Origin of the sequence: Streptomyces sp. NPDC046759 (assembly GCF_040645475.1) — a bacterium.
In the GTDB taxonomy this organism is placed as follows: Bacteria; Actinomycetota; Actinomycetes; order Streptomycetales; family Streptomycetaceae; genus Streptomyces.
On record NZ_JBEYYJ010000024.1, the window covers coordinates 29,504 to 51,168 of the forward strand.

General features: G+C 73.2%; 20 protein-coding genes. 13 read left to right on the top strand and 7 right to left on the bottom strand.

What is annotated here, in order from left to right; translation table 11 throughout:
* Positions 1 to 93: 93 nt before the first annotated feature.
* The 7 genes from ABZ919_RS28570 to ABZ919_RS28600 are packed head-to-tail and all read right to left on the bottom strand — an operon-like array spanning position 94 to position 7,170.
* Positions 94 to 1,356, bottom strand: a complete 1,263-nt coding sequence (locus ABZ919_RS28570) for an ATP phosphoribosyltransferase regulatory subunit (protein ID WP_361253207.1) — start codon at positions 1,354 to 1,356, stop codon at positions 94 to 96.
* Positions 1,357 to 1,379: 23 nt separating this feature from the next.
* Positions 1,380 to 2,252: a hypothetical protein gene (locus ABZ919_RS28575; protein ID WP_361253209.1), complete on the bottom strand. Its 873-nt coding sequence runs from the start codon at positions 2,250 to 2,252 to the stop codon at positions 1,380 to 1,382.
* On the bottom strand, positions 2,245 to 3,000 hold the full coding sequence (locus ABZ919_RS28580) for an ABC transporter permease (protein WP_361253210.1): 756 nt from the start codon (positions 2,998 to 3,000) through the stop codon (positions 2,245 to 2,247). Before ABZ919_RS28580 ends, ABZ919_RS28575 begins: the two co-directional genes overlap by 8 nt.
* Positions 3,000 to 3,938, bottom strand: coding sequence for an ABC transporter ATP-binding protein (locus ABZ919_RS28585; RefSeq protein ID WP_361253212.1), 939 nt, complete (start codon positions 3,936 to 3,938; stop codon positions 3,000 to 3,002). The genes ABZ919_RS28580 and ABZ919_RS28585 overlap by 1 nt, the downstream gene beginning before the upstream one ends.
* 3 nt (positions 3,939 to 3,941) lie before the next feature.
* Positions 3,942 to 5,063 (bottom strand): hypothetical protein, encoded by a 1,122-nt coding sequence (locus tag ABZ919_RS28590; RefSeq protein ID WP_361253214.1) that lies wholly within the window; start codon positions 5,061 to 5,063, stop codon positions 3,942 to 3,944.
* Complete coding sequence (locus tag ABZ919_RS28595) at positions 5,060 to 5,944, bottom strand: hypothetical protein (RefSeq protein WP_361253216.1); 885 nt, start codon at positions 5,942 to 5,944, stop codon at positions 5,060 to 5,062. Before ABZ919_RS28595 ends, ABZ919_RS28590 begins: the two co-directional genes overlap by 4 nt.
* A complete protein-coding gene (locus ABZ919_RS28600) occupies positions 5,941 to 7,170 on the bottom strand; it encodes a pitrilysin family protein (RefSeq protein WP_361253218.1) in 1,230 nt (409 codons plus the stop codon). Before ABZ919_RS28600 ends, ABZ919_RS28595 begins: the two co-directional genes overlap by 4 nt.
* A 552-nt stretch (positions 7,171 to 7,722) precedes the next feature.
* Between ABZ919_RS28600 and ABZ919_RS28605 the strand changes: the two genes are divergently transcribed.
* From ABZ919_RS28605 to ABZ919_RS28665, 13 genes are all read left to right on the top strand, one after another.
* A complete protein-coding gene (locus ABZ919_RS28605; protein ID WP_361253220.1) occupies positions 7,723 to 8,634 on the top strand; it encodes a hypothetical protein in 912 nt (303 codons plus the stop codon).
* Positions 8,631 to 10,328 (top strand): class I adenylate-forming enzyme family protein, encoded by a 1,698-nt coding sequence (locus tag ABZ919_RS28610; protein WP_361253222.1) that lies wholly within the window; start codon positions 8,631 to 8,633, stop codon positions 10,326 to 10,328. The genes ABZ919_RS28605 and ABZ919_RS28610 overlap by 4 nt, the downstream gene beginning before the upstream one ends.
* Entirely contained in the window at positions 10,325 to 11,239 is a 915-nt protein-coding gene (locus ABZ919_RS28615) for a TIM barrel protein (RefSeq protein ID WP_361253224.1), read from the top strand. The genes ABZ919_RS28610 and ABZ919_RS28615 overlap by 4 nt, the downstream gene beginning before the upstream one ends.
* Before the next feature lie 9 nt (positions 11,240 to 11,248).
* Positions 11,249 to 12,676, top strand: coding sequence for a pentapeptide repeat-containing protein (locus tag ABZ919_RS28620; protein ID WP_361253226.1), 1,428 nt, complete (start codon positions 11,249 to 11,251; stop codon positions 12,674 to 12,676).
* Positions 12,673 to 13,875, top strand: a complete 1,203-nt coding sequence (locus ABZ919_RS28625) for a DapH/DapD/GlmU-related protein (RefSeq protein ID WP_361253228.1) — start codon at positions 12,673 to 12,675, stop codon at positions 13,873 to 13,875. The genes ABZ919_RS28620 and ABZ919_RS28625 overlap by 4 nt, the downstream gene beginning before the upstream one ends.
* Complete coding sequence (locus tag ABZ919_RS28630; protein ID WP_361253230.1) at positions 13,872 to 14,681, top strand: class I SAM-dependent methyltransferase; 810 nt, start codon at positions 13,872 to 13,874, stop codon at positions 14,679 to 14,681. The genes ABZ919_RS28625 and ABZ919_RS28630 overlap by 4 nt, the downstream gene beginning before the upstream one ends.
* Positions 14,678 to 15,859, top strand: coding sequence for a pyridoxal phosphate-dependent aminotransferase (locus ABZ919_RS28635; RefSeq protein WP_361253231.1), 1,182 nt, complete (start codon positions 14,678 to 14,680; stop codon positions 15,857 to 15,859). Before ABZ919_RS28630 ends, ABZ919_RS28635 begins: the two co-directional genes overlap by 4 nt.
* Positions 15,856 to 16,965 carry a DegT/DnrJ/EryC1/StrS family aminotransferase gene (locus ABZ919_RS28640; protein ID WP_361253233.1) on the top strand — a complete coding sequence of 370 codons (1,110 nt, stop codon included), beginning with the start codon at positions 15,856 to 15,858 and terminating at the stop codon, positions 16,963 to 16,965. Before ABZ919_RS28635 ends, ABZ919_RS28640 begins: the two co-directional genes overlap by 4 nt.
* Positions 16,966 to 16,981: 16 nt before the next feature.
* The gene (locus tag ABZ919_RS28645; protein ID WP_361253234.1) at positions 16,982 to 17,752 is read left to right on the top strand and encodes a YggS family pyridoxal phosphate-dependent enzyme; all 771 of its coding nucleotides are present in this window, start codon (positions 16,982 to 16,984) and stop codon (positions 17,750 to 17,752) included.
* 63 nt (positions 17,753 to 17,815) lie between these two features.
* Positions 17,816 to 19,117, top strand: a complete 1,302-nt coding sequence (gene hisS / locus ABZ919_RS28650; protein WP_361253235.1) for a histidine--tRNA ligase — start codon at positions 17,816 to 17,818, stop codon at positions 19,115 to 19,117.
* A gap of 464 nt (positions 19,118 to 19,581) precedes the next feature.
* Positions 19,582 to 19,905: a hypothetical protein gene (locus tag ABZ919_RS28655; protein WP_361253237.1), complete on the top strand. Its 324-nt coding sequence runs from the start codon at positions 19,582 to 19,584 to the stop codon at positions 19,903 to 19,905.
* Between the two features lie 236 nt (positions 19,906 to 20,141).
* The gene (locus ABZ919_RS28660; RefSeq protein WP_361253399.1) at positions 20,142 to 20,690 is read left to right on the top strand and encodes a SigE family RNA polymerase sigma factor; all 549 of its coding nucleotides are present in this window, start codon (positions 20,142 to 20,144) and stop codon (positions 20,688 to 20,690) included.
* A complete protein-coding gene (locus ABZ919_RS28665) occupies positions 20,687 to 21,640 on the top strand; it encodes a hypothetical protein (RefSeq protein WP_361253238.1) in 954 nt (317 codons plus the stop codon). The genes ABZ919_RS28660 and ABZ919_RS28665 overlap by 4 nt, the downstream gene beginning before the upstream one ends.
* Positions 21,641 to 21,665 lie beyond the last annotated feature (25 nt).

Below are 21,665 nucleotides of genomic sequence, written 5' to 3' on the forward strand. Positions count from 1 at the left end.
TACTCCCTTTCGTCGAACCTAATTGACTGAAATGATATTGACAGCTTTACATCGCAGTCAATATCTGAGTCACAATGACAGTCAAAAACATTTTCAACGGTGTGCGTATGCGGTCTGCGGTTCGGTCAGGTCGAGGTTTCTCGTGACCCCGGTGGTGGCCGCGTTCTGCAAGGTGAGCCGCCCCGTTTCGGCCTCCTTCTCCCCCACCAGCGCGAACCAGTGGGTGGGCCGGGCCGGGACCTGGCGGAGCTGGCGGCGCAGCCTCCGGGGCCGCCAGTGCTCCAGCACGTCGTACCCGGCCCCGCGCAGGTGCCGCGCGGCGTCCATGAAGGTGCGCAGGTCGGCGGAGGGCATGCGCATCAGGTGCACGCACTCCGCCTCAGGCACCGGTCCCAGCTCGGCCAGCAGGCTGACCGAGGCGCTGGTGCTCCAGCAGGTGCTCAGCCCGATGTCCAGGGTGCGCACCATGTGGTGGTAGCCGCCGCCGTCCCCCAGCGTGCGGCCGTCGCCGGCCCGGGCCAGGAAGCACAACCCCGCCTGGTACTCCGGCGCGTGCTCCCAGTCCAGGCCGAACTCCACCCGGACCCCCAGCTCGTGGGCGATCGTCAGGACGGTCAGCAGGTGAGCCGTCCGCTCCACGGCCACCGGCTCCGCCGTCGCCACCCGCTGGGGGGCCTCGTCCGGCGGCAGTCCGCGGCACAGTGCGGAGAGGCGGTCCAGGCGCCGCAGGAACCGTTCGTGGGACGGCGGTGCCGGCTTCTCGTCCCGCGGCTCCCCGGCACCGTGGCGGCGGCGGCGGTGGAGCGCGGTGCGGGCGTCGGCCGGGCTCAGGCCCTCGTCGGCGGCTATCGCGTCGAGCACCCCGTAGTCGCAGTACTCCAGCCGGCCCCCTGCGGCGGGGCCCAGGATCTGGAAGATCTCGGCCCACAGGCGCAACAGGGTCAGGTCGGCGGCGAGTTCGTCGGTCTCGTTGCAGATGACCGCGACCGCCTGGCTCCAGCCCCGGTGCCGCTTGCGCCGGTAGCGCGCGATGGGCACGCAGGCCGCGCCGAGGGCGCTGGCGCCGCCGGTCAGCCGCCCCGACCCGGCCAGTGCCCGTAACACAGCCACCAGGGAGTCCGCGGTCAGGGCGAGCCGCCGGCCGGAGAGGTCCTCGAAGGCGAAGATGCGTCCGGTGGCCGCGGAGCCGAACTGCTCGAAGGTCTCCGCGTATCCGACCGGGGCCACCGTGACGGGCGCGAAGCCGAAGCTGCGCGTCACCGAACGGAACATCGCTTCGGCCCACACCCCCTGGGCGGCCTCCTCGCCCACCAGGTCGCTGAACCCGCGGGGCAGGGCCTCGAACGTGTGACTCATGTCTACCTCCCCTGGGAGCGCGCTCAGCGCAGCGACAGTGATCCGGTGCGGACGGTGTGCCGCAGCGCCCTGGTCAACAGCAGCCAGGCCAGCAGGCCCCAGCCCGCGGCGACGGCGGCCTCGCCGGCCACCGCGCCCAGGTCGAGCGGGCCGCCCGCGGCCAGCGTCCGGGCGGCCGACAGGCCGTGGGTGAGTGGCAGGATCCGGGCCAGCAGGCCGGCGGCCCCGGATCCGGGCACGGCCGTGGTGACCCCGGCGAGCAGCATCAGCACGATGGTGGTGCCGGCGGTCAGATACATCCGGGAGCCCGGCCTGCGGACGCTGACGCTCGTCATGCACAGGGCCAGGCAGTAGCAGGACACCGTGCTGAGGCAGAGCACGGCGAGGATCACCGGCAGCGCCGCCCAGTGCAGCGGCACCCCCAGCAGCGGGGAGACCACGCACAGCGCGATGGTCGAGGTCAGCAGACCGTCCGCCATCCAGTGCAGGCCCCGCGAGGCCAGCACCAGGAAGGTGCTGCCCCGACTGAGCAGCAGGAACTGCAGGGTGCCGGAGACCCGTTCGCCGACGGTGGAGGAGACCACGCCCAGTGCGCCCAGCGGCCCGAGGACCGCGGCGTTGCCGAACGCGAGGTAGGCCTCGGCGGAGGGGGAGCCCACCAGCCGGCCGAGGCCGGCGAAGAACAGCACCTGGCAGATCAGGCGCACGGTCCAGCCGAAGAGCCAGGTCCGCAGGCTGAACATCGCGCGGTAGTCCTGGTAGCTCGCCAGCGCGCCGTAGGCGACCTGGCGTCCGGCGGCGCGCAGCCGCGCGGCCGGCGCCGGGCGCCGGGCGGGGACCGCATCCGGGGCGGGGACGCCGGGAGCAGGGCCGGTTCCGAAAGCGAGGTCAGTCATGGAGAACCACCCGTCCACTGCGTACGAAAGACAGCACCCGGCGTACGGCCCACAGCCCGGCGGTGGCCTGGAGGGCGACCAGGGCGCACAGCACGGTCAGCCGGGCGCCGAGATCGGTCACCGGGCCGGCGGCGGCGTCCCGCAGCAGTTGCGCTCCCCAGGAGAGGAAGAAGCCGCGGGCGATCCAGCGCAGCGGCTCGGGGAGCGTCGCGACCGGCAGGATCAGCCCGCCCAGCAGGTAGAAGGGGTAGGTCAGGGCGTTCTGCAGGCTGCGGGCGGCGCGTACCAGGATCATCAGGCCGCTCATCAGCAGCGCGGTGGCCGCCACCCCCATCGTCACCAGCGCCGCGACCAGCAGGGTGAGCCCCGGCCGGTCCACCCGGACCGGCAGTCCGAAGACCCAGCGGCCGACGAGGAACATCTCCCCGAGCACGGGCAGTGCGAGCGAGGTGGTCAGCAGAGTCCGCAGGGCCAGCGCGAGCAGGTAGCGGGAAGGCGTCAGCAGGGACAGGCTCAGGGTGCCCTGGGCCCGGTCGTCGTCCACCGCCTGCGAGGCCACGAACACCGCGTGGGACCAGGCTCCCATCAGGAAGGCGGTCAGGGCCGTGGTGGTGGCCAGCCCGCCCTGGTGGTGCCCCTTCAGGAAGTGGAAGAAGACCAGCGAGTAGCACGGGATCACCACCAGGGTGGCGAAGAGCTGGGGTGAACGGATCAGCATCTGCGCCTGGGCGCGCACGAAGTGGAGCATCAGAGCGCGAACTCCCGGTCGGTGATGACCGTGCGGTACAGCTCGGTGAGTCCCGGCGGTGCCACCGCGATCTCGGTGGCCCCGGCCTCCAGCAGGAGGGCGAGCGCCGCGGACTGGGCCTGCGGGCCGTCGAGCCGGGCGGTGAGGGAGCCCTGCTCGGTGACCTCGACGGTGCCGGGCAGTTCCGCGATCCGGGCGGCGACCTCCGCGCGGACGCCCTGGGCCCGGATGGTGCGCGGTGCGCCGATCCGGGCGAGCAGCTCGTCGGCGGCGCCGATGTTGAGGATGCGGCCGTGGTCGATGAGGGCGATGCGGGTGCAGACGTCCTGGGCCTCGTGCATGTCGTGCGTGGTCAGGACGACCGTGCAGCCCGCGTCCTTCAGTTCGTGGACGAGCTGGCGGAAGCCGGCCCCGGCGTGCGGGTCCATGCCGTTGGTCGGCTCGTCCATGATCAGCAGCGGGGGGCTGCTCAGCAGGGCTCGGGCGAGGTGGACGCGCTGGACCATGCCGCGCGAGAAGAGCTCGACGCGGTCGTCGGCACGGGCGCCGAGCCCGAAGCGCTCCAGCATCTCGTCGGTCCGCCGTCGGGCCTGCTTGCCGCCGAGGCCCTGCAGGGCGCCCCAGTACAACAGGTTCTGACGTGCCGTCAGACGGCCGTACAGGCCCCGGTCGCCGCCCAGGACGAGGCCGATCAGACGGCGGACCTCCTTGGGCCGGCGCACCACGTCGTGGCCGCCGATCCGGGCGGTTCCGGAGGTGGGCAGCAGCAGTGTGGTCAGGATGCGGGAGAGGGTGGTCTTGCCGGCGCCGTTCGGGCCGAGCAGGCCGAGCACCTCTCCCTCCCCGATGCTGAAGGTCACCCCTTCCAGCGCGGTGGTCCCGGCGCCGCGACGGGAGGTGAACACCCGGCCGAGGTCTTGTACGTCGACGATCGCCACGGCTCAGCTCCCGCTTCCTGCGGGGGCCGCGGCCGTGGCCGGAGCGGGACGCTCGGGCCACGGGGCGAGCGCGGACAGCGCGGCCTGCGCGACCTCGTGATCGGCGGGGTCGACGAGTTCACCGGTGACCAGCAGGAGGTCGGCCACCGGGGTGCGACGCAGCAGCACCCCGTCGAGGTCGTGGTCCTCCATCGCGTCTCCGGCTCCGCGACGCAGCGGTTCGGTGAGCTGGAAGCCGTACAGGCGCGGTGCGCCGGCCAGGGGTCCGAGTGCGGCCCGGCGGGCGCGTTCGAGTCGGGCGCTCTCGCGCAGGCCGTCCAGCAGCTGCGCCGGGACGACGGGGGCCAGTGCCGGGTGGCCGGTGACCTTGAGGCAGAGCTCCTCCAGCTCGGGCGCCAGCGCCTGGTCGGCGGCGACCCGGACCAGCGCGGCCGGGTCGGGGGCCGCGGGTGAGGTGAGGACGCAGACGAGGTCCAGTACGTCCTTGAGGGTGAAATCGCGCTGGAAACGCTCCTCCGCGACCGCCAGCACATCGGCGTGCACCTGCTCGGCGGGCAGTTCGGGCCGCAGCGGCACTCCCCGCTCGGGCAGTCCGCCGTAGGCGAAGGTGGTGACCTCCACCCCGCGGTCGAGGTCGAGCATCGGGTCCTCGCCGAGCCACCACACCGAGACCAGCAGGTCCCGCCGGCCGTCCGTGTCCAGCTGCGTCATCAGCACCTCGACCGCCTCCTGGCGGTCGAGCACCTCGGCCAGCACCCGCCACAGCGTCGCCTCGTCGGGGACGACGACGTCGAGGTCGCCGACCGAGCGCAGCAGGCCTTCCGGGTAGTAGCGGTTCAGGGAGGGACCCTTGACGGTGCGTGCCCCGGGTACCGCGCGGATGGCCGCGTCCAGTTCCCGGTAGAGCTCGCACCGGCGGGTCATCCGGGCCAGTTCGGCCCTCGATCCCTCGCCCAGGGCCACCCCCTCGCGCTCGGCCAGGGAGAGCACCAGGGTCGAGACGACGGCGCCCTCCTGCCGCGCCCGCCGCAGCAGGTGGCGGGGGGCGAGGTCGCGGTCGACGTCCAGCAGCTCGTACAGCAGGTCGAGGCTGAGGGGGAAGACGGAACGAGTCGGTGGGTTCACTGGGTCTCTTCCTGGTCCTGGGGTGCGGCCGCGTCCTTCGTGCTCGGGCGGGACGCGTGGCGGTACTGATGGGTGCGGCGCCAGCCGCGGGCCTCCAGGGCCGCGGCGACAGCTCCGGTGCGGCCCGCTTCGTCGAGGCCGTGGCAGACGTTGCCCAGCAGGGGCAGCCCGAGGCCGTCCGCCAGGACGGCGCAGGCCCGCACCAGGGCCGTGATCGCCTCGGGGCGAAGGACAGGGTCGTCGATCAGGATGTCGACGAGGTCCACGAAGTCGGTGCCGCTGGGGTCGTCGTGGGCGTCGACGCAGAGCGTGGCGTGGCCGACGGGGTGGTCGCCGTCGCCGGCGTACACGACGAAGGTGCGCCTGCCGGGAGAGTCCAGCAGGGCGTCCACTGCGGCCCGCACCTGATGCGGCCGGGTGGTCAGGCCGCGGCCCGCGGCACCGGTGACCATGGCCCGGCGCAGCCAGTCGTGGACGGCGCGGTCGTGCTCGCGCATCTCGTCCGGGACGATCCTCAGCCCGGAGGTCCGCGTGTCCTGCGGGGCGGGTGCGGCGTCGAAGGGCAGGGACAGGTAGCTGAGATGGGGGGTGAGTGCGGGGTGCGGGTCGTCGGTGCCGGCCACCCGGACGACCGCCTCGGTGCAGTGCGGAAAGCGGGCGAAGAGCACTTCGAGGAAGGCCGGCGCCGCACGGAGCAGGCGCGGGTCGGCGTGCTCCACCAGGCACTGGTCAACTCCGGTGAGCGGCTCGTGGTAGGCACCGGCCACGTACACCAGGCCGTCGATGCGGTGGAGCAGGCCCGCCTCGTCGGCGGCGGCCAGGTAGGCGTCGCAGGCGGTCAGGGCAGCGGTGGGCGCCGGGGCGGCGCGGTCGGTGGTCACGGGATTCGGTCCGCCTCGGGCCGGACCACGGCAACCAGTTCGCGCGCCACCGCGGCCGCCGCGGCGGCGACCTCGTCCTCGGTGACCCGTCCGAGGGCCTCGATCTCCTGCTCGGGCAGGGTGACTTCAGCGGCCAGCACCCGGTCGGTGGCCAGCGCGATGGCGGCCTCCTGCTGGGACTCGGCGCGCAGCACGACCTCCACCACGGCCTGCCGGACGGCTGCCGAGAAGGCCTCCTCACCCGGCCCGTCCGCGGCGATCTCGGCGAGCAACGCGCGGAAGGAGCCGAGCAGCCGGGGGCCGTTGGCGGGGTCGACGCCGGCCAGCATCCGCCAGGCGCCGGTGTCGCTGTAGCTGCGGGACCAGGATTGGAAGGAGTAGGCGAGCGCCTCGTCGTTGCGGATGCGTGCGTAGAGCAGGGAGGCGGGGCTGGCTCCCATGAGATGGCCGAGCACGGTGTAGGCGTGCCGGCGCGGATCGCCGAGGCGCGGCGCCCGGCTGCCCGCTTGCAGCCAGCAGAACTCCTCGGGCCAGCGCTCGGGGGTGCCGGTGCTGACCGGGGGCGGGTCCTTCAGCGGGCGGGCGCCGAGCGGCGGCGCGGCCGGGAAGGTGCCGAGGGCCGCCTTGTCGAGGGCGGCGAGCAGTTCCCCGACGGGCAGTCCGCCGACGGCGCTCACCGCGACGGGCGCGCCGGACAGGGCCTGGCGGTGGGCGTCGCGCATGACGTCCACCGTGATGCGGGCGATGCTCTCGGGGTCGCCGCCGACCGGGGAGCCGAGCGGGTGGCCGGCGAACAGCCGGGCCAGGAAGGCGTCCTGGACCGCGTCGGAGGGGTCGGAGGCCGCCGCAGCCAGTTCCTGGAGGACGACCTGGCGCTCCTTGTCCAGGTGGGCGGCGGTCATTTCGGGGCGGAGCAGGGCCGCGCCGATCCAGCCGATGACCTCCGGCGCGTCCTCGTTGAGCACCTGGGCGTGGATCACGAGGAGTTCGGGGCTCGTGAGGGCGTTGGAGTTGCCGCCGAGCCGCTCGATGCGCTCGCTCAGCGAGGGGCCGCCGTCCAGCGGGACCGACATGACGAGGTGTTCGAGCATGTGCGTGGCACCGGCGACCCCCTCGGGGTCGTGCCGGGCACCCGATCCGAGGGCCACGCACACGGTGGTGGTGCGGCTGCCGGGGGTGTGGTCCACCAGTACGGGGACGTTCTGCATCAGGAGCTGTTCGGTCACGGGGGGAGGTCTCCGTCGCTGCGCGGTGCGGGCGGGGTGGGGCTGCGGGCGGTCCCGTCCGGGAGGCCGCCGGGAGCACCGCCGGGGACCGGGCCCGCGGACACGGCCGGGAACGCGGCGGCCGGGCTGCCGCCCGAACTGGGTCGGCAGCCCGGCACTGGTCCTGCTTACTTGCCGGCGCGGACCTTGATCTTGTCGAGACGGGGGCGCAGGCCGACAGCGTGGTTACGGGTCATGATGACTCCTTCATTGTGTGAGTAATCCGCAAGGCATTCGTTCCCTTGCCGACGAAGCGATATGACCATGACTATGACCGCCGAGTCAAGCGGTCATGTCAATAACTTCGGGAGCGACCGCATCGGCGGCGGCGCAGATGGGTGCGGACACTGCAACATGGTTGCGGTGCAGCAGTGTTGGCCGGTCGGCTATCGCGCACGGGAGAGCATCCGCCCGTCGCCAGGAACTTGACTGCGTTTATTGACTAAGCGTGGCGCGGCGTGTCAATCTCGCGGTGCCAAGCATGCGAACGTAAAGGGGAATCCGTTGGGAAGCGTGTCGGAGAGCCAGCACTCCCTGCTCCTGATCAAGCCGGACGGGGTCTCGCGCCGCCTCCAGCCCTTCATCCTCGACACGGTGCGCGAGGCCGGGCTGACCGTCCTGTGCCACCACCGGATCCTGCTCGACGAGGACGACATCCGCCGGGCCTTCGCCGACATGCGACGCAGCGAGAACCCGCTGGAGCACCTCACCCTCGACCTCTGGTACGCGCACCGGCCCATGGAGGTGATCGTCGTCCGCGGCGGCGACGACACCATGGAGACGGCCGCCGCCGTCAAGCGCAAGGCACGCGCCGCCTACCGCCTCGGCGTGTGGGCCAACGTGGTCCACACCCCGGACCACTGGGAGGAGTTCGCGCTCCAGCTCTCCGTCTTCGGGCAGGACTGCCCGGACTGCCGGGCTCTGCTGGGCGACACCGACTTCGGGCACTACCAGGACGTTCCGCAGGCCTACCCGCCCGGGATCCTGCTGCCCCCGCAATGGCGCGATCCCGAGGCGCTGAGCGCGGTCGTGGAGCCGATGTGGCGCGACCCGGCCTCCTGCGTCTGGCGCCCCACCTACCCCCGTCTGTACGAGGCGCCGCACCCCGCGGACGGGCCGCGCGACCACGCCGTGTGCGTCACCCGCTCGCCCAACCAGCTCTCCTTCGACAACCTGGTCGCCGCCGTGATGGCCGCCCTGCCCGGCATGGACTTCCCGCAGGCCTTCGAGGTGATCTTCACCTCCCTGCACCACGCCGAGTTCCCGCTGGCCGCCGGCACGCTCGCGGAGTGCGAGGGCTATGCGGCGGCGCTGTGGGACACCGGTCTGCGCACCGTCGTGCGAGCGCTGGACGACGACTTCGTCTATCCCGCCGAGGACGGGCCCGGGCACCGGGCCGCGGCCGCCCGGAAGGTTCCGGCGTGAGGGCCCCCGCCGCCACCGCGCTCGCGGACACCGTCCCCCAGCGGCTCGACGCGCTCCTCGGGCGCGCCTGCGCCCGCTTCGCGGACCGCGTCGCCCTGGACGACGGCGAGGACGTCCTGGACTACCGCACCCTCGGCGAACGCGGCCGTGCCCTCGCCGGCGCGCTCACGCAGGCCGGACACCGGCTCGGGGAGCCCGTTATCGTCGCCGTGGACAACCGGTGCGGCGACCTCGCGTGCGAACTCGGCGCCTGGGCCGCCGGGGCGGTGGTGGTTCCGGTGCACCGCGACTCCCCCGCACTGGTGCTGCGTTCCACCGCCGAACGCGTCGGCGCCCGCCTGGTGCTCGGCGATCCACGGCACCACCCCGTGGCGTGGGAGGACGCCACCGGCCCGGCCGGACACCCCTGGATCGGCCAGATCGTTCCCGGCACCGGGACCGGCACCCGCGGCGGCGGCCTGCCGCGGGTGCCGGCCGAACTGGACGCCGACCAGGCCCTGGTGGTCTTCACCTCCGGCTCGACCGGCCGCCCCAAGGGCGTGGTGCTCTCCCACCGCGTCCTGCACACCAAGCTCCGGGCGATCTCCTCGACGCTGCCGTTCGGGGAAGGGCACAGCGCCCTGCACCTGCTGCACCTCAACTTCAGTTTCGGGCAGTGGACCTCCCTGCTCACCTTGGCCACCGGCGGCACCCTGCTGCTCACCCCGCGCTTCCGGGCCCGCGAGGTACTGGACCGCCTCGCCGAACGCCCCGTCGAGCGGACCGCCGTCGTGCCCAGCATGCTGCGGCTGATCCGCCGCGAACTGGACGGGTCCCCGGACGCGGCCGCCCTGCTGCGGCGGCTTGCCGAGGTGGGCTCCCCCGGCACGTGGATCTGCGGCGGCGAACCCCTGCCCGCCGGACTGGGCCGCGGGATCAGGGCGCTGCTGCCGCACGCCCAGATCGCCGACGTCTTCGGGCTGAGCGAGAGCGCCACCTCCGACTTCATCCTCACGCCCGACCGCTACGACGAGGAGGCCGGCACCATCGGGCGCCCCTCCCCCGGCGTGGAGTACCGCATCGTGCCGGCGGACGGCGCCGCCGGCACCGGCCCGGACGCCGCGACCGCGGGCGCTGCCGGCACGGACACCGGTGCAGGCGGGACGGCACCGGCCCCCGGCATGGCTGCCCTGGGCGTGGCCGGTGAACTCTGGCTCCGCACAAACCATCTGATGACCGGGTACCTCGACGATGCGGCCGCCACCGCCGCCACCATGGCCGGGCCCTGGCTGCGCACCGGCGATCTCGCCCGGCACCGGCCGCAGGACGGCCTGGTGGAACTCGTCGGCCGCGCCAAGCAGCTCATCGTGCGCGGCGGCGCCAAGATCTCACCGCTGGAGGTGGAGGACGCCTACGCCGACCACCCCGACTGCGCCGCCAGCGTGGCCGTCGGAGTTCCCGACGCACTGCTGGGCGAGCGCCTGCACCTGCTGTTCGTGCCCCGCGCGGGCCGGGCGCCCACCGAGGAGGAGCTGCGGGCCCACGGGCTGCGCCGGCTGGAGTTGCACAAGGTGCCCGAGCGGGTGCATCTCATCGAGGAACCACCGCTGGGGCGCACCGGCAAGACCGACCGGGCCGCGGCCGCGCGCATCGCCGCGGCGCGCGCATCGGCCGCGCTCCCGGCCTCCGACGGCGCACCGCGGGGTGCGGCATGACCCTGCTGGGCGTCTCCACCGGTGTGCTGGCCGACCGTAGCGATCTGACGGGGCTGCTCGCGTACGAGCCCGATGTCGTCGAGTTCTACAACTACCCCCGGTCGATGCTCGGCTCGATCGGCCGGTTCTGCCACCGCCACGGCATCCGGCCCGCGCTGCACACGCCCGTCCCCTACGACGAGCCGCGCCCGCTGCGCCGGTTCGCCCCGACCGGTCCGGACCCGGACGAGGCGGCGGCCGCGCTGCGGATGACCGGGGCCACGGTCCGCTGCGCGGCCGACCTCGGCGCGCTCCACGTGGTGGTGCACTTCCCTAGCCCCTATCCGCCCTACCCGGCCGCGGGGTTCGACAGCTGGTGCCGTGACTTCCTGGACGCGGTCTGCGGGCTGGCCCGCGAGCACGCAGTCCCGGTCCTGGTGGAGAACCTCTCCGCGCACCCGCTGCTGCACACCGCGGCCCACTACCGCGACGCCCTCGCCGACCGCCCGGAGCTGGGGCTCTGCCTGGACCTCGGCCACGCCCACCTGCTCGGCCCCCAGCAGGGTCCGCTCGCCTACGCCCGGGCCCTGGGCCCCGCGGTGCGCAGCATGCACCTCTACAACACCACCGTCGCGCGGTATCCCGAGCACGGCCACGAACCCGCCCACGCCGGGCAGTCGGCCGCCGAGGGCTACCTGCCGGTCGCCGAGGTGCTGCCCGCGCTGCTCGCCCTCACCGGCGCCCCCGCCGTCGTCCTGGAGCACCGGCCCCTGGCAGCCGGTGACCCGGGACCCGAGGAGATCAGCCGGTGGATCCGATCGGTGATCGGCCGCCGGCCGGACCCCCCGCAGGAAGACGGCCCTGCCCCGCGCGCGCCCGACGACCCCGCCCGTCCCGCGCCCACCGGACCTCTCTGTCCCGCCCACCCCTGAGGAACCCCGATGCCCGACACCCCTTCGCTGGAACTGCTGCGGCGCCTGGCCGCCGCCGACGACGACCTGCGCCCCGCGCTCCTCAAACACGTCTCCGAGGCCACGCAGCGCCTGATCGACCGCACCGGCCGCGGCATGGACCTCACCGAGGCCGACCTGAGCGGTCTCGACCTGCGCGGCGCCGACCTGCGCCGTGCCACCCTCAACCGGGCCCTGCTGCACAGCACCCGCCTGCAGGAGGCGGACCTCTCCGAGGTCACCATGGTGTGCCCCGGTATGGAACGCACCAACCTCACCGGGGCCAGCCTGCGCTCCGCCTACGTCCACGCCCTCGCCGCGCAGACCTGCGTGTTCGACGGCGCCGACCTGACCGGACTGCGGGACGCCACCGGCACCCTCTTCCACGGGTGCAGCATGCGCGGCACCCACCTGGACGACGGGCACCTGTCCGGTTCCTCGTTCTACCAGTGCGACCTGTCCGACGCCTCGATGCGCAACATGAACCTCCAGGGCGCGCTGATCAGCGAATGCCTGCTGGACTGTGCCGCCCTGGACGGCTCCTGCGTCGACCAGCTCTCGATCACCAAGTCCAGCCTGCGCGAGGCCTCGCTGCGTTCGGTGGCCGGCCACAATCTGACTCTGCAGCGGCTCACCGCCGCCGACGGCCTGGTGCTTTCCGATGCGGGGCTGCCCCAGCTCCGGCTCACCGGCATCCAGGCGCACGGCTGGAGCGCGGCCGGGCTCAAGGCACCCGACGGCGACTTCGCCGACCTCGCCGTCACCGCCGCCGACCTCAGCGGCGCCCAGCTCACCGGGGCCCGCTGGGTGCGCTGCACCCTGCCGCAGGTCCGCCTCGGCGGGGCGTCGCTGAACAACGCCAGCATCGTGGAGAGCAGCCTGCGCGGGGCGGTCCTCACCGCCGCCCGCGGCGAGAACCTCCACATCGTGGAGAGCGACCTGTCCGACGCCGAGATGAGCACCTTCCTGGGCCGCTGCCTCACCGTGCGCGACTCCAGCCTCGCCGGGGCCAACCTGCGCCACGCCAACCTCTACCGCGCGATGATCACGGGTGATCCGCCGCGCGGCATGAGCCTGCGCCGCGCCGTCCTGGACGGTGCCACCCTCGTGCAGGCCTACGTCGCCGCCGACCTGCGCGAAGCCGGCCTGGTCGGCGCGAACTGCGCCTACAGCCGTTTCAGCCAGTCCGACCTGTCCGGTGCCCGGCTCGACGGTGCCGGGATGTATCAGTCCACCTGGGTGAAGACCGTCGTGACCGGCGCCTGTCTGACGGGGGTCAAGGCACCGGTGTTCACCGACCGCTGCCCAGGGCTGGCCGAGGCCCTGGAACGCGACGGCGGACCGGCCGCGCGCGAGTTCGCCGCCTTCGTCGACAGCCTGGGCGCCGCGCTGGCGAAGGGCCGCAAGGGTTCGACGTGACCATCGACCAGAGCCCCGACGACGGATCGGCCGGCCGGCGCCGGCTGATCGAGGCCGGAGTGACGCTGGGGCCGGGCGTGCGCGCCTGGCTCGGCGCCAATGTCCTCATCGGCCGTGACGTGACCATCGGCGCCGGCACGGTCCTGGCCGCGGACACCCTCACGCTGCGCGACGGCGTCACCATCGGGGAGAACTGCGACCTGCGCGCCGGGACCCTCTTCCTGGGTGACGCCAGCGAGTTGCAGGACTCGGTCACCGTGCTCGTCGCCGACGCCTTCGAGATCGAGGGCGGCGGGCGCATCGAGTCCGCCACGCACATCACCTGCCGGTCCTTCCAGGCCGACCGGCTGCTCTACCTCGGCCAGGGCACCAGCGTCGGTTACGGCGGCACCACCGCCTCCACCTCGCACGTCGTCCTCGGCTCCCGGGTGGCGATCGGGCCGCACAGCATCCTCAACGCCAACCACCCCATCATCCTGGGCGACCAGGTCGGATCCGGCTCGCACCTCACCGTGTGGACCCATGGATTCCACTTCGGTCACCGGCTCCTGGACGGCTACCCCGCGACCTTCGCACCCGTGCGCATCGAGCGGAACGTGTGGCTCGCCTACCACGCCACGGTGCTCCCGGGGGTGACCATCGGCGCCGACACCATCGTCGCCTCCGGCAGCGTCGTCAGCCGCAGCCTGCCCGCCGGGGTGCTGGCGGGCGGCGTGCCCGCCACCGTCAAGCGCACCCTGGATCCCCGGCCCCCGCAGGGCGTCGAGGCCCACCGGTGCGTCGACGCGCTGCTCGACGACTGGATCGCCGAACTCCAGTGGAAGGGCCTGGCCGCCGGGCGTACCGCCGACGGCGGGATCGACGTCGGCGACGGCCACCGCGTACTGCTGGTCACCGAGGACACCTGCCTCGACACCGTCAACGCCCACGCGGCCGGCCGGCGCGGCTTCCATCTGCTCGCCGTGGAGGACCGTCCCGACCTGCGTCCCTGGACCGGCCGCAGCCGCGCCCTGTTCGAACTGCGCTCCGGGCGGCTGACCGGCGGCCTCGACGACATCGGCCACGACCTGCGGGACTTCCTGCGCCGCAACGCCCTGCCCTGCGGCGACCAACTGCCCTTCCGCAGCCTGCCCGTCGAGGGATTCGCCCGGCTGGCCGCGCTCACCCGTAAGCCCACGACCACCGGGAACGGCCGATGACCACCACACCCCGACCCGCGCGGCACACGGCCCTGCCCGGGCCCGCAGGCGGCCCGCGCAACCTGGACCTGCGCTACGCCGACCGCCCCGTGGACCAGGACCACCCGCACTACTTCCCCTTCGTCCTCGACCACGCCGCGTCCTGGCTGGAGGACGGCCCCGGCAAAGCGGTGTGCGAAGTGGGCTGCGCGGCCGGAGCCTTCGCCCACTACCTCCTCGAACGGCATCCCCAAACCGACCTGACCTGTGTGGACATCCAGCCCGCCCTCATCGAGCAGGCCCGGCTGCGGGTGCCCGGCGCCCGCTTCCTGACCGGCGACGTGCTGCGGCCCGACACCCTGCCCGCCGGGCCGTTCACCACCGTCTTCATGGTCGCCCTGCACAGCCACTTCGACGACCCCCAGCAGTGGATCGACGCGCTCGTGCGCCTGACCGCGCCCGGCGGGCGCGCCTACGTCTTCGGCCTGTTCAACCCCGAGCCGGTGGACGTCGTCGTCCGGCTGCGCCACCCGGACGCCGACCCCGAGTGGCTGCCCGGCTGGAACCAGTTCTCCGTGCAGACGGTCGGCCGGCTGCTGGACGGGGCCGGACTGCAGCACGTCTTCCACCGCTACCTGCCCACCGCGGCCCGCGCACGACGGCCCGAGGACCCGCTGCGCTCGCACACCGTGCCCGACCCCGAGGCCGACGCCGCCGCGGACCCGGCGCTGGTGTTCCTCAACGGCAGCCAGATGCTGCACCGTTTCGCGCTGCTGGAGATCCACCGGCCGAAGTCCGCGGCGGCCGGCAGCGGTGGCCGGCCGTGACCGACTACCGGCACCGGCCGCCCGGCGGTCCGCGCCGCGGCCGCCTCGCCGCCCACGGACACAACGTCTTCGCCGAGATGTCGGCCCTGGCCGCACAGCACGACGCCGTCAACCTCGGCCAGGGCTTCCCCGACACCGCGGGCCCCGACACCGTCGTCGAATCCGCCGTGCGGGCCCTGCGCGCCGGCCACCACCAGTACCCGCCCGTCCCCGGCCTGCCCGGCCTGCGCCGCGCCGTCGCCGACCACCAACAACGCTTCTACGGACTGGACATCGATCCCGCCCGGGAGGTCGTCGTCACCACCGGCGCCTCCGAAGCCCTGGCCGCGGCGCTGCTCGCGCTGACCTCGCCCGGTGACGAGGTCATAGCCCTGGAGCCCTTCTACGACTCCTACTCCGCCTGCGCCTCCCTGGCCGGGGCCACCCTGGTGCCGGTCCGGCTGCACGCACCGGACTTCACCTTCGACACCCGGGACCTGGCCGCGGCGATCACCGGGCGCACCCGCATCCTGCTGCTCAACACGCCCCACAACCCGACCGGCGCGGTCCTGTCCGTCGAGCAGCTGCGCGAGGTGGCCGCGCTGGCCCGCGCCCACGATCTGCTGGTGATCTCCGACGAGGTCTATGAACACCTGGTCTTCGACGGGGTCCACCAGCCCGTCGCGACGCTGCCCGGCATGTTCGAGCGCACCCTCACCGTGTCCTCGGCCGGCAAGTCCTTCTCCTTCACCGGCTGGAAGGTCGGCTGGGCGACCGGTCCCGCCGACCTCGTCACCGCCGTCCGCGAGGTCAAGCAGCACCTCTCCTTCGCGGGCGGCACCCCCTTCCAGCACGCCGTGGCCGACGCCCTGCGCCTGCCCGGGGAGTACTTCGCCACCGCCACGGACCGCCTGCGGCGGCGCCGGGACCTGATGACCGACGGGCTGCGCGCCCTCGGTTTCGACGTCCGCCCGCCCCAGGGCACGTACTTCGTCACCGCCGACATCACGCCCCTGGGCGAGCGGGACGGAATGGAGTTCTGCCGCGCGCTGCCCCTGCGCTGCGGCGTCGCCGCCATCCCCCACCAGGTCTTCTACGCCGACCCGGAGGCCGGGCGCCGCCACGTGCGCTTTGCCTTCTGCAAGCGCGAGAGCGTGCTGCGCCAGGCACTGGACAGGCTGAAGGAGGGGTTGGGGTGATCCCGCCGCAAGCCGGGCCCCGGCACCGGGACGGCGCAGCGCGCACCGGGCCCGTGGTCCCGCACAACGGGCCGCTGGTCACCGAGGACGACATCGCCGCCGTGACCGGGTCGCTGCGCTCCGGATGGCTCGCCTCCGGCCCCCGGACCGCGGCCCTCGAGGAGGCGTTCGCCGGGCGCTTCCGTCCCCGCCACGCCAGCGCCGTCTCCTCGGGCACCGCGGGCCTGAGGCTGGCGTTGCACGGCGCCGGCCTGGACGGCACCGGCGCCACCGTCGCCGTCCCCACCTACGGTTGCTCGGCCCTGCTCGACGCCGTGCTGGCCGCCGGCTGCACCCCGGTGGTCGTGGACGTCACCGAGCGGACTCTCACCCTCGATCCCGCACGGCTCGACCCGGCGCGCCGGCCCGACGCCGTGATCGCCGTGCACACCCACGGCCACCCCGCGGACCTGGACGCCCTGCGCCCCATGACCGCACTGCTGGTGGAGGACTGCTGTCAGAGCCTGGGTGGCCTGGATGGGCACGGGCGCCCCCTCGGCGGCATCGGGGACGCGGCGGTGTTCTCCTTCTACGCCACCAAGACGCTCGCCGCGGGAGAGGGCGGGATGCTGCTGCAGGCCGACCGCGCGGCCTGGGAACGCGTCCGCGTCCACCAGGACCCGGCGGCCCGCGAGGTCTACACCCCACGGTTCAACCACCGCCTCTCCGACCCGGCCGCCGCCCTGGCGCTCAGCCAGTTCCGGCGCCTGGACCGCATCACCGCGCACCGCCGCGCCCTCGCCGCCCGCTACACCGCCGCCCTGCCGCCGCACGTCGCACCCCCGCCCGGCCTGGATCCCGGCCAGGTGCCCTACCGCTACTGCCTGCGGGCCACCGGCCGCACCCAGCAGCAGCGGTGGATCGGCCACCTGCGCGCCGCGGGCGTCCGCGCCGACCCTCTGATCCCCGCCCGGCACCTGCTGCACCGGCAACTGGGCCTGGATCCACAGGACTACCCGGTGGCCGAACGCGTCGTGGACAGCACCGTCTCGGTGCCGCTGTTCGCCGCGCTCACCGAGGAACAGGCAGACCGGGTGGCACAGGCCCTGACCGGTCTGCCGGACTGAACGAGGAGGAACCACCGTGACGACACCCCTGCCCCCCGCCCCCGAAGCACACCTGGAACCCGGCGCCCGGACAGACCGGCGGGCCGTCCTGGCCCAGCGGCTGGCCACCGTCCGCGCCCGGATCGCGGACGCCGCCCGGGCGGCCGGACGCGACCCCTCCGCGATCACCCTCATCACCGTCACCAAGAACCGGCCAGCCGAGGACGTCCGTCTGCTGGCCGGGCTGGGCGTGCGCGACGTGGGCGAGAACCAGGACCAGCAGGCGTCCGCGAAGGCGGCGGCCTGCGCCGATCTCTCCCCCGCGCTGTCCTGGCACTTCATCGGCCAGCTTCAGACCAACAAGGCCGCCTCGGTGGCCCGTTACGCCGACATGGTGCACTCCGTGGACCGTTCCCCCCTGGTGTCCGCGCTCGGCAAGGCCGCCCGCCGCGCCGAGCGGGAACTGCGCTGCCTGATCCAGGTGAGCCTGGACGCAGGACCCGGACGCGGCGGGACCCACCCCGACGAGGTCCCCCGCCTCGCCGCGCTCATCGCCGACCAGCCCCTGCTCACCGTGGCCGGGGTGATGGCGGTGGCCCCGCCCCTGGAGCCGGCCGACCGGGCGTTCGCCCGGCTGCACCGCGTCCGGGAGCGGCTGCTCGCCGATCATCCGGACGCCGGGGTGATGTCGGCCGGCATGAGCGGGGACCTGGAGGCCGCGATCGCCGCGGGTGCGACGCACGTCAGAGTGGGATCGGCCGTGCTGGGGCCCCGCACGCCCGCGGGGACACCCGCACCATCGCTCTGACACCACGTCAATAAGCCTTGTTACAATGTCATTCACTACGTGTGACCCCATAGGAGCCCCTCCGTGAGTCGTCTGCTGCCCACCGCTCCCTACCGCGGCACCAGGGATTTCCTCCCTGCCGAGATGTCCGTCCGACAGCAGGTGTTCAGCCATCTGTACGAGACGGTGGAGCGCTACGGCTACGGCCGCTACGACGGGCCGATCCTGGAGTCCGCGGAGATCTACGAGGCGAAGTCCGGCCAGGAGATCGCGAACCAGCAGCTCTACTCCCTCACCGACCGCGGCGGCCGCCGGATCGCGCTGCGCCCGGAGATGACCCCCTCGGTGGCCCGGATGATCGCGGCCAACGCCAGCAGCCTCCAGTTCCCGGTGCGCTGGTACAGCCACGTCAACTGCCACCGCTACGAGCGGCCGCAGCGTGGCCGCACGCGTGAGCACTGGCAGCTCAACGTGGACATCTTCGGGTCCGACAGCCCGAACTGCGAGATCGAGATCTTCGAGCTCATCCACGACCTGATGGGCTCGCTCGGCGCGACCCGCGACATGTGGCTGCTGCGGGTGGGCGACCGCGCTGTCCTCAACAGCATCCTGCGCGACGTGGTGAAGGTGCCCGAGAGCGCGCACCAGCAGACGATGGCCCTCATCGACCGCTGGGAGAAGGTGCCGGACGAGAAGCTGCGCGAGGAGGCCGAGGAGTTCGGCCTGGACGCCCGGATGTTCGACCTCCTGGAATCCACGCTGCGCTCCGGGGCCGAGGTGCTGCCCGCCCTCCCGGACGAGGTCCGTGAGACCTCCGCGCTGGCGCAGGTGATGAAGAGCGAGGCCAGGGATCTCTTCGTCTTCGACCCCTTCATCGTGCGCGGCCTGCAGTACTACACCTCCACCGTCTTCGAGGTGTTCGACCGCTCGCCGGAGAACAACCGCTCGCTCTTCGGCGGCGGCCGCTACGGCGACCTGGCCGGCCTCTTCACCAACCAGCGCATCCCCGGCATCGGCTTCGGGATGGGCGACGTCACCCTGCACGACTTCCTCGGCACCCACGGTCTGCTCCCCGAAGCCCGGAGCGAGGTGGACGTCAGCGTGATCCCCGTCGACGACGACCTGATCCCTGCCTCCCGCGAGGTGGCCCGGCGGCTCAGGCAGGCCGGGATCCGCACCTCGACCACGCTGGAGCCGCGCAAGCTGGGCAAGGAACTCTCGCGCGCCGACCGCGGCGGCTCCCGCTTCGCGGTCATCGTCGGGCGCGACGAGTGGCAGCGCAAGGCCGTCGTCCTCAAGGACCTCAAGGGCAGCGCGCAGCACGAGATCGATCTGGCCGACGTGGTCGCCCACCTCACGGAGCGCCTGGCGGCTCCGGGGGCGTGAACCCCCGGGGAGCCGGGCTCCCCGCTCGCCGTGCCCACCGCACCGGCGGCCTCGGCGCGCAGCCGCCGAGGCGTCCGGTCACGCGGCGCCCCGCCGCTCCCCGGTCCACCGGTCCCGGTGCCGGTGCCGGCACCGGCGTGAAGACGTCCGTTCCCCCCGGAGGGCGCCGGATCTCCCCGAGACCCCCGGACTCCCCCTCCCCCACACCCTCCGGCGAGCGCCGCCACGGCGGACGGGGCTGCGCGCCTCGGGCTGCCGCAGGAACCCGGACGCGTCGACGCTCCCGCATCGGTCGCGCGGCCGGCGGGCGAGTGCCCGAGGTGACCCGGCGCGTGCCGGGGAAGGGCTGGACGCCGCGGTTCCCCGTGCCGCTCGTCCGACTCCGTACGGCATGGGCCGGCTCCCTGCTCCCGGCTGGGCGCCCGCCGGCCCCTTCCCCCTGAACTCCCGGAGACTGAACCCAGATGAACGACGAGAAACGCCCGACCGGCGAGGAGCTGGTGGAAGGGCTCTGCGAGGCGCTAGATGCCGACAGCGGCTGGATCCCCGCCCTCGCGGGCCCTGGCGGACCTGCCGGTGTGAGCACCGGTTCGGCGCTGGACGTGGTCGTGGCGCAGCTGTGGAAGTTCGTGCAGGCGCCGACCACCCCTGAGCACGTCGCCCGCCCACTCGCGCGCGCGGCCGAGGCGGCCGACACCGCCCTCGTCACGGAAGGCGCCGCGCGGTACGGAGCCCTGGACACGGCGTACGCGTGCGTGCTCCAGGCCTGGCAGGCGGCGGGCCGCTGAGCCAGCCCCGAACGGCAGACGCGACCACCGGCCCGTCGCACCGGCAGCCCCGACACGTCGAAGGGCACGACGGATCCACCCCGTCCATCCCACGCCAGGACACCAGCCTCGCCACAGCGCAGGCGGTTCAGCTCGGAGCCGTCGCCGACGCACCAGTGACCTGATCGAGGCGGTACCGGATCCCGGGCAACCGAATCCGCCGCATCTGTGGTCTGGAGGGCGAGGGAGGGTGCTTGATGCAGGCCAAACAAGAGGCCGAGTTCCAGGAATTTGTCAGAGCGCGGTGGTCCCATCTCGTGCGGACCGCGTATCTGCTCACGGGCGATGTGCACCACGCCGAAGACCTGACTCAGACGGCGCTGGCCAAGGCGTACCGGTCATGGCGGCGCGTCTCGCGCAGCGACAGTCCGGAGGCGTACGTCCGGCGGATAGTGGTCAACTGCAACAGCGACCGGTTCCGCAAGCGGCGGGTTACGGAGGCTCTGACCGCGGCGCCGCCGGAGGTGGCCGGGGCCGATGAGGCCGTCTCGTGGGCCGACGAGCGCAGCGCCCTGCTCGCGGCGCTAGCCGGACTGCCGCCGAAGCAGCGGGCAGTGATCGTCATGCGCTATTGGGAGGACCTGTCCGAGGCCGAGGTCGCCGAAATGCTCGGCTGCTCGCCCGGCACGGTCAAGAGCCAGGCGTCCAAGGCGCTGGCGAAGTTGCGTACGCATCCGGGGCTCGGGCAGATCGTGGACGAACCTGTCCGCAGCCGCGTGCCGTCAGGGCAGGAAGGCAGCAAGTGAACGAGGAGCAGAAGCAGCAGGGAACGGAAACCAGCGGGAACTTCGAGGAGCAGCTGCGCGAGCTGCTCGCCGAGGACGCGAACACCATCCGACCCGCGCCGGTGCCGTATCCGGCGATTCGCCGCCAGGGCACGATCGAGCGCCGACGCCGGGTGGCGGCGATCGGGGCAGCCCTGGTGACGCTGGGGGCGATGCCCGTGGGGGCGTACGCACTAGCCGACGGGGATACAGGCAAGGACACGACGGCGTCGGCACCGTCGGTCACCGCCACGCCGCGGACGTCGGCGACGCCGGCACGGACGCCCTCCCCGTCACCGCCGGGGCCCGCGCGGCCGGCCACGAAAGGCCAGCTCCTCGACGGGATCACCTTCGGGCAGGCCGTCGACGGGCTGAAGAAGTGCCTCGCATACGACCAGTCGCACACAGGCGGCCCGTCCGGCAAATTCCACACGGACCTGGGCACGGCAGAGAACTACCGGATCATCCTGGCGATGAACAGCATCGGCGACTCCAACGCGCCCGGCAACGGGATGTACGTCATCGCGGTGAAGGAGCAGCCGAAGCGGATCCGGCTGATCTGCAACATCAAGAACGGCGAGGCCGAGGGTCTCAACACCAGCGTAGGGTCCGACGATCCGCCGGGTGCCGGCCCCGTGACGGCCGACAGCAACGGCGGCAAGCTCTACCAGCAGTCGTTCCTCGACCGCGGCCACTGGAAGCTGCCTTTTCGATGGGGTGTCATCGGCACCGTCAAGCCGTCCGTGGCCCGAGTGACCGTCTCCTACGGCGGCGCCACCAGCGAGGGCGCCCTGGACCACGGCTGGTTCGTCGCCTCTGGCGTCCTGAACCAGCAGGTCACCGCGGCCCCGCACATCAAGGGTTACGACGCCGACAGCAAGCTGGTCTACGACTCCGACAAGGACAAGTACTACGAGAAGCAGCTGCCGTAGGCCACCCGGCCGGGGGCGCCAGACA

Coding starts and splice junctions, on each gene's coding strand:
- ABZ919_RS28570 (WP_361253207.1), bottom strand. CDS start 1,356: ATGAGTCACACGTTCGAGGCCCTGCCCCGCGGGTTCAGCGACCTGGTG.
- ABZ919_RS28575 (WP_361253209.1), bottom strand. CDS start 2,252: ATGACTGACCTCGCTTTCGGAACCGGCCCTGCTCCCGGCGTCCCCGCC.
- ABZ919_RS28580 (WP_361253210.1), bottom strand. CDS start 3,000: ATGCTCCACTTCGTGCGCGCCCAGGCGCAGATGCTGATCCGTTCACCC.
- ABZ919_RS28615 (WP_361253224.1), top strand. CDS start 10,325: ATGACCCTGCTGGGCGTCTCCACCGGTGTGCTGGCCGACCGTAGCGAT.
- ABZ919_RS28620 (WP_361253226.1), top strand. CDS start 11,249: ATGCCCGACACCCCTTCGCTGGAACTGCTGCGGCGCCTGGCCGCCGCC.
- ABZ919_RS28630 (WP_361253230.1), top strand. CDS start 13,872: ATGACCACCACACCCCGACCCGCGCGGCACACGGCCCTGCCCGGGCCC.
- ABZ919_RS28655 (WP_361253237.1), top strand. CDS start 19,582: ATGAACGACGAGAAACGCCCGACCGGCGAGGAGCTGGTGGAAGGGCTC.
- ABZ919_RS28660 (WP_361253399.1), top strand. CDS start 20,142: ATGCAGGCCAAACAAGAGGCCGAGTTCCAGGAATTTGTCAGAGCGCGG.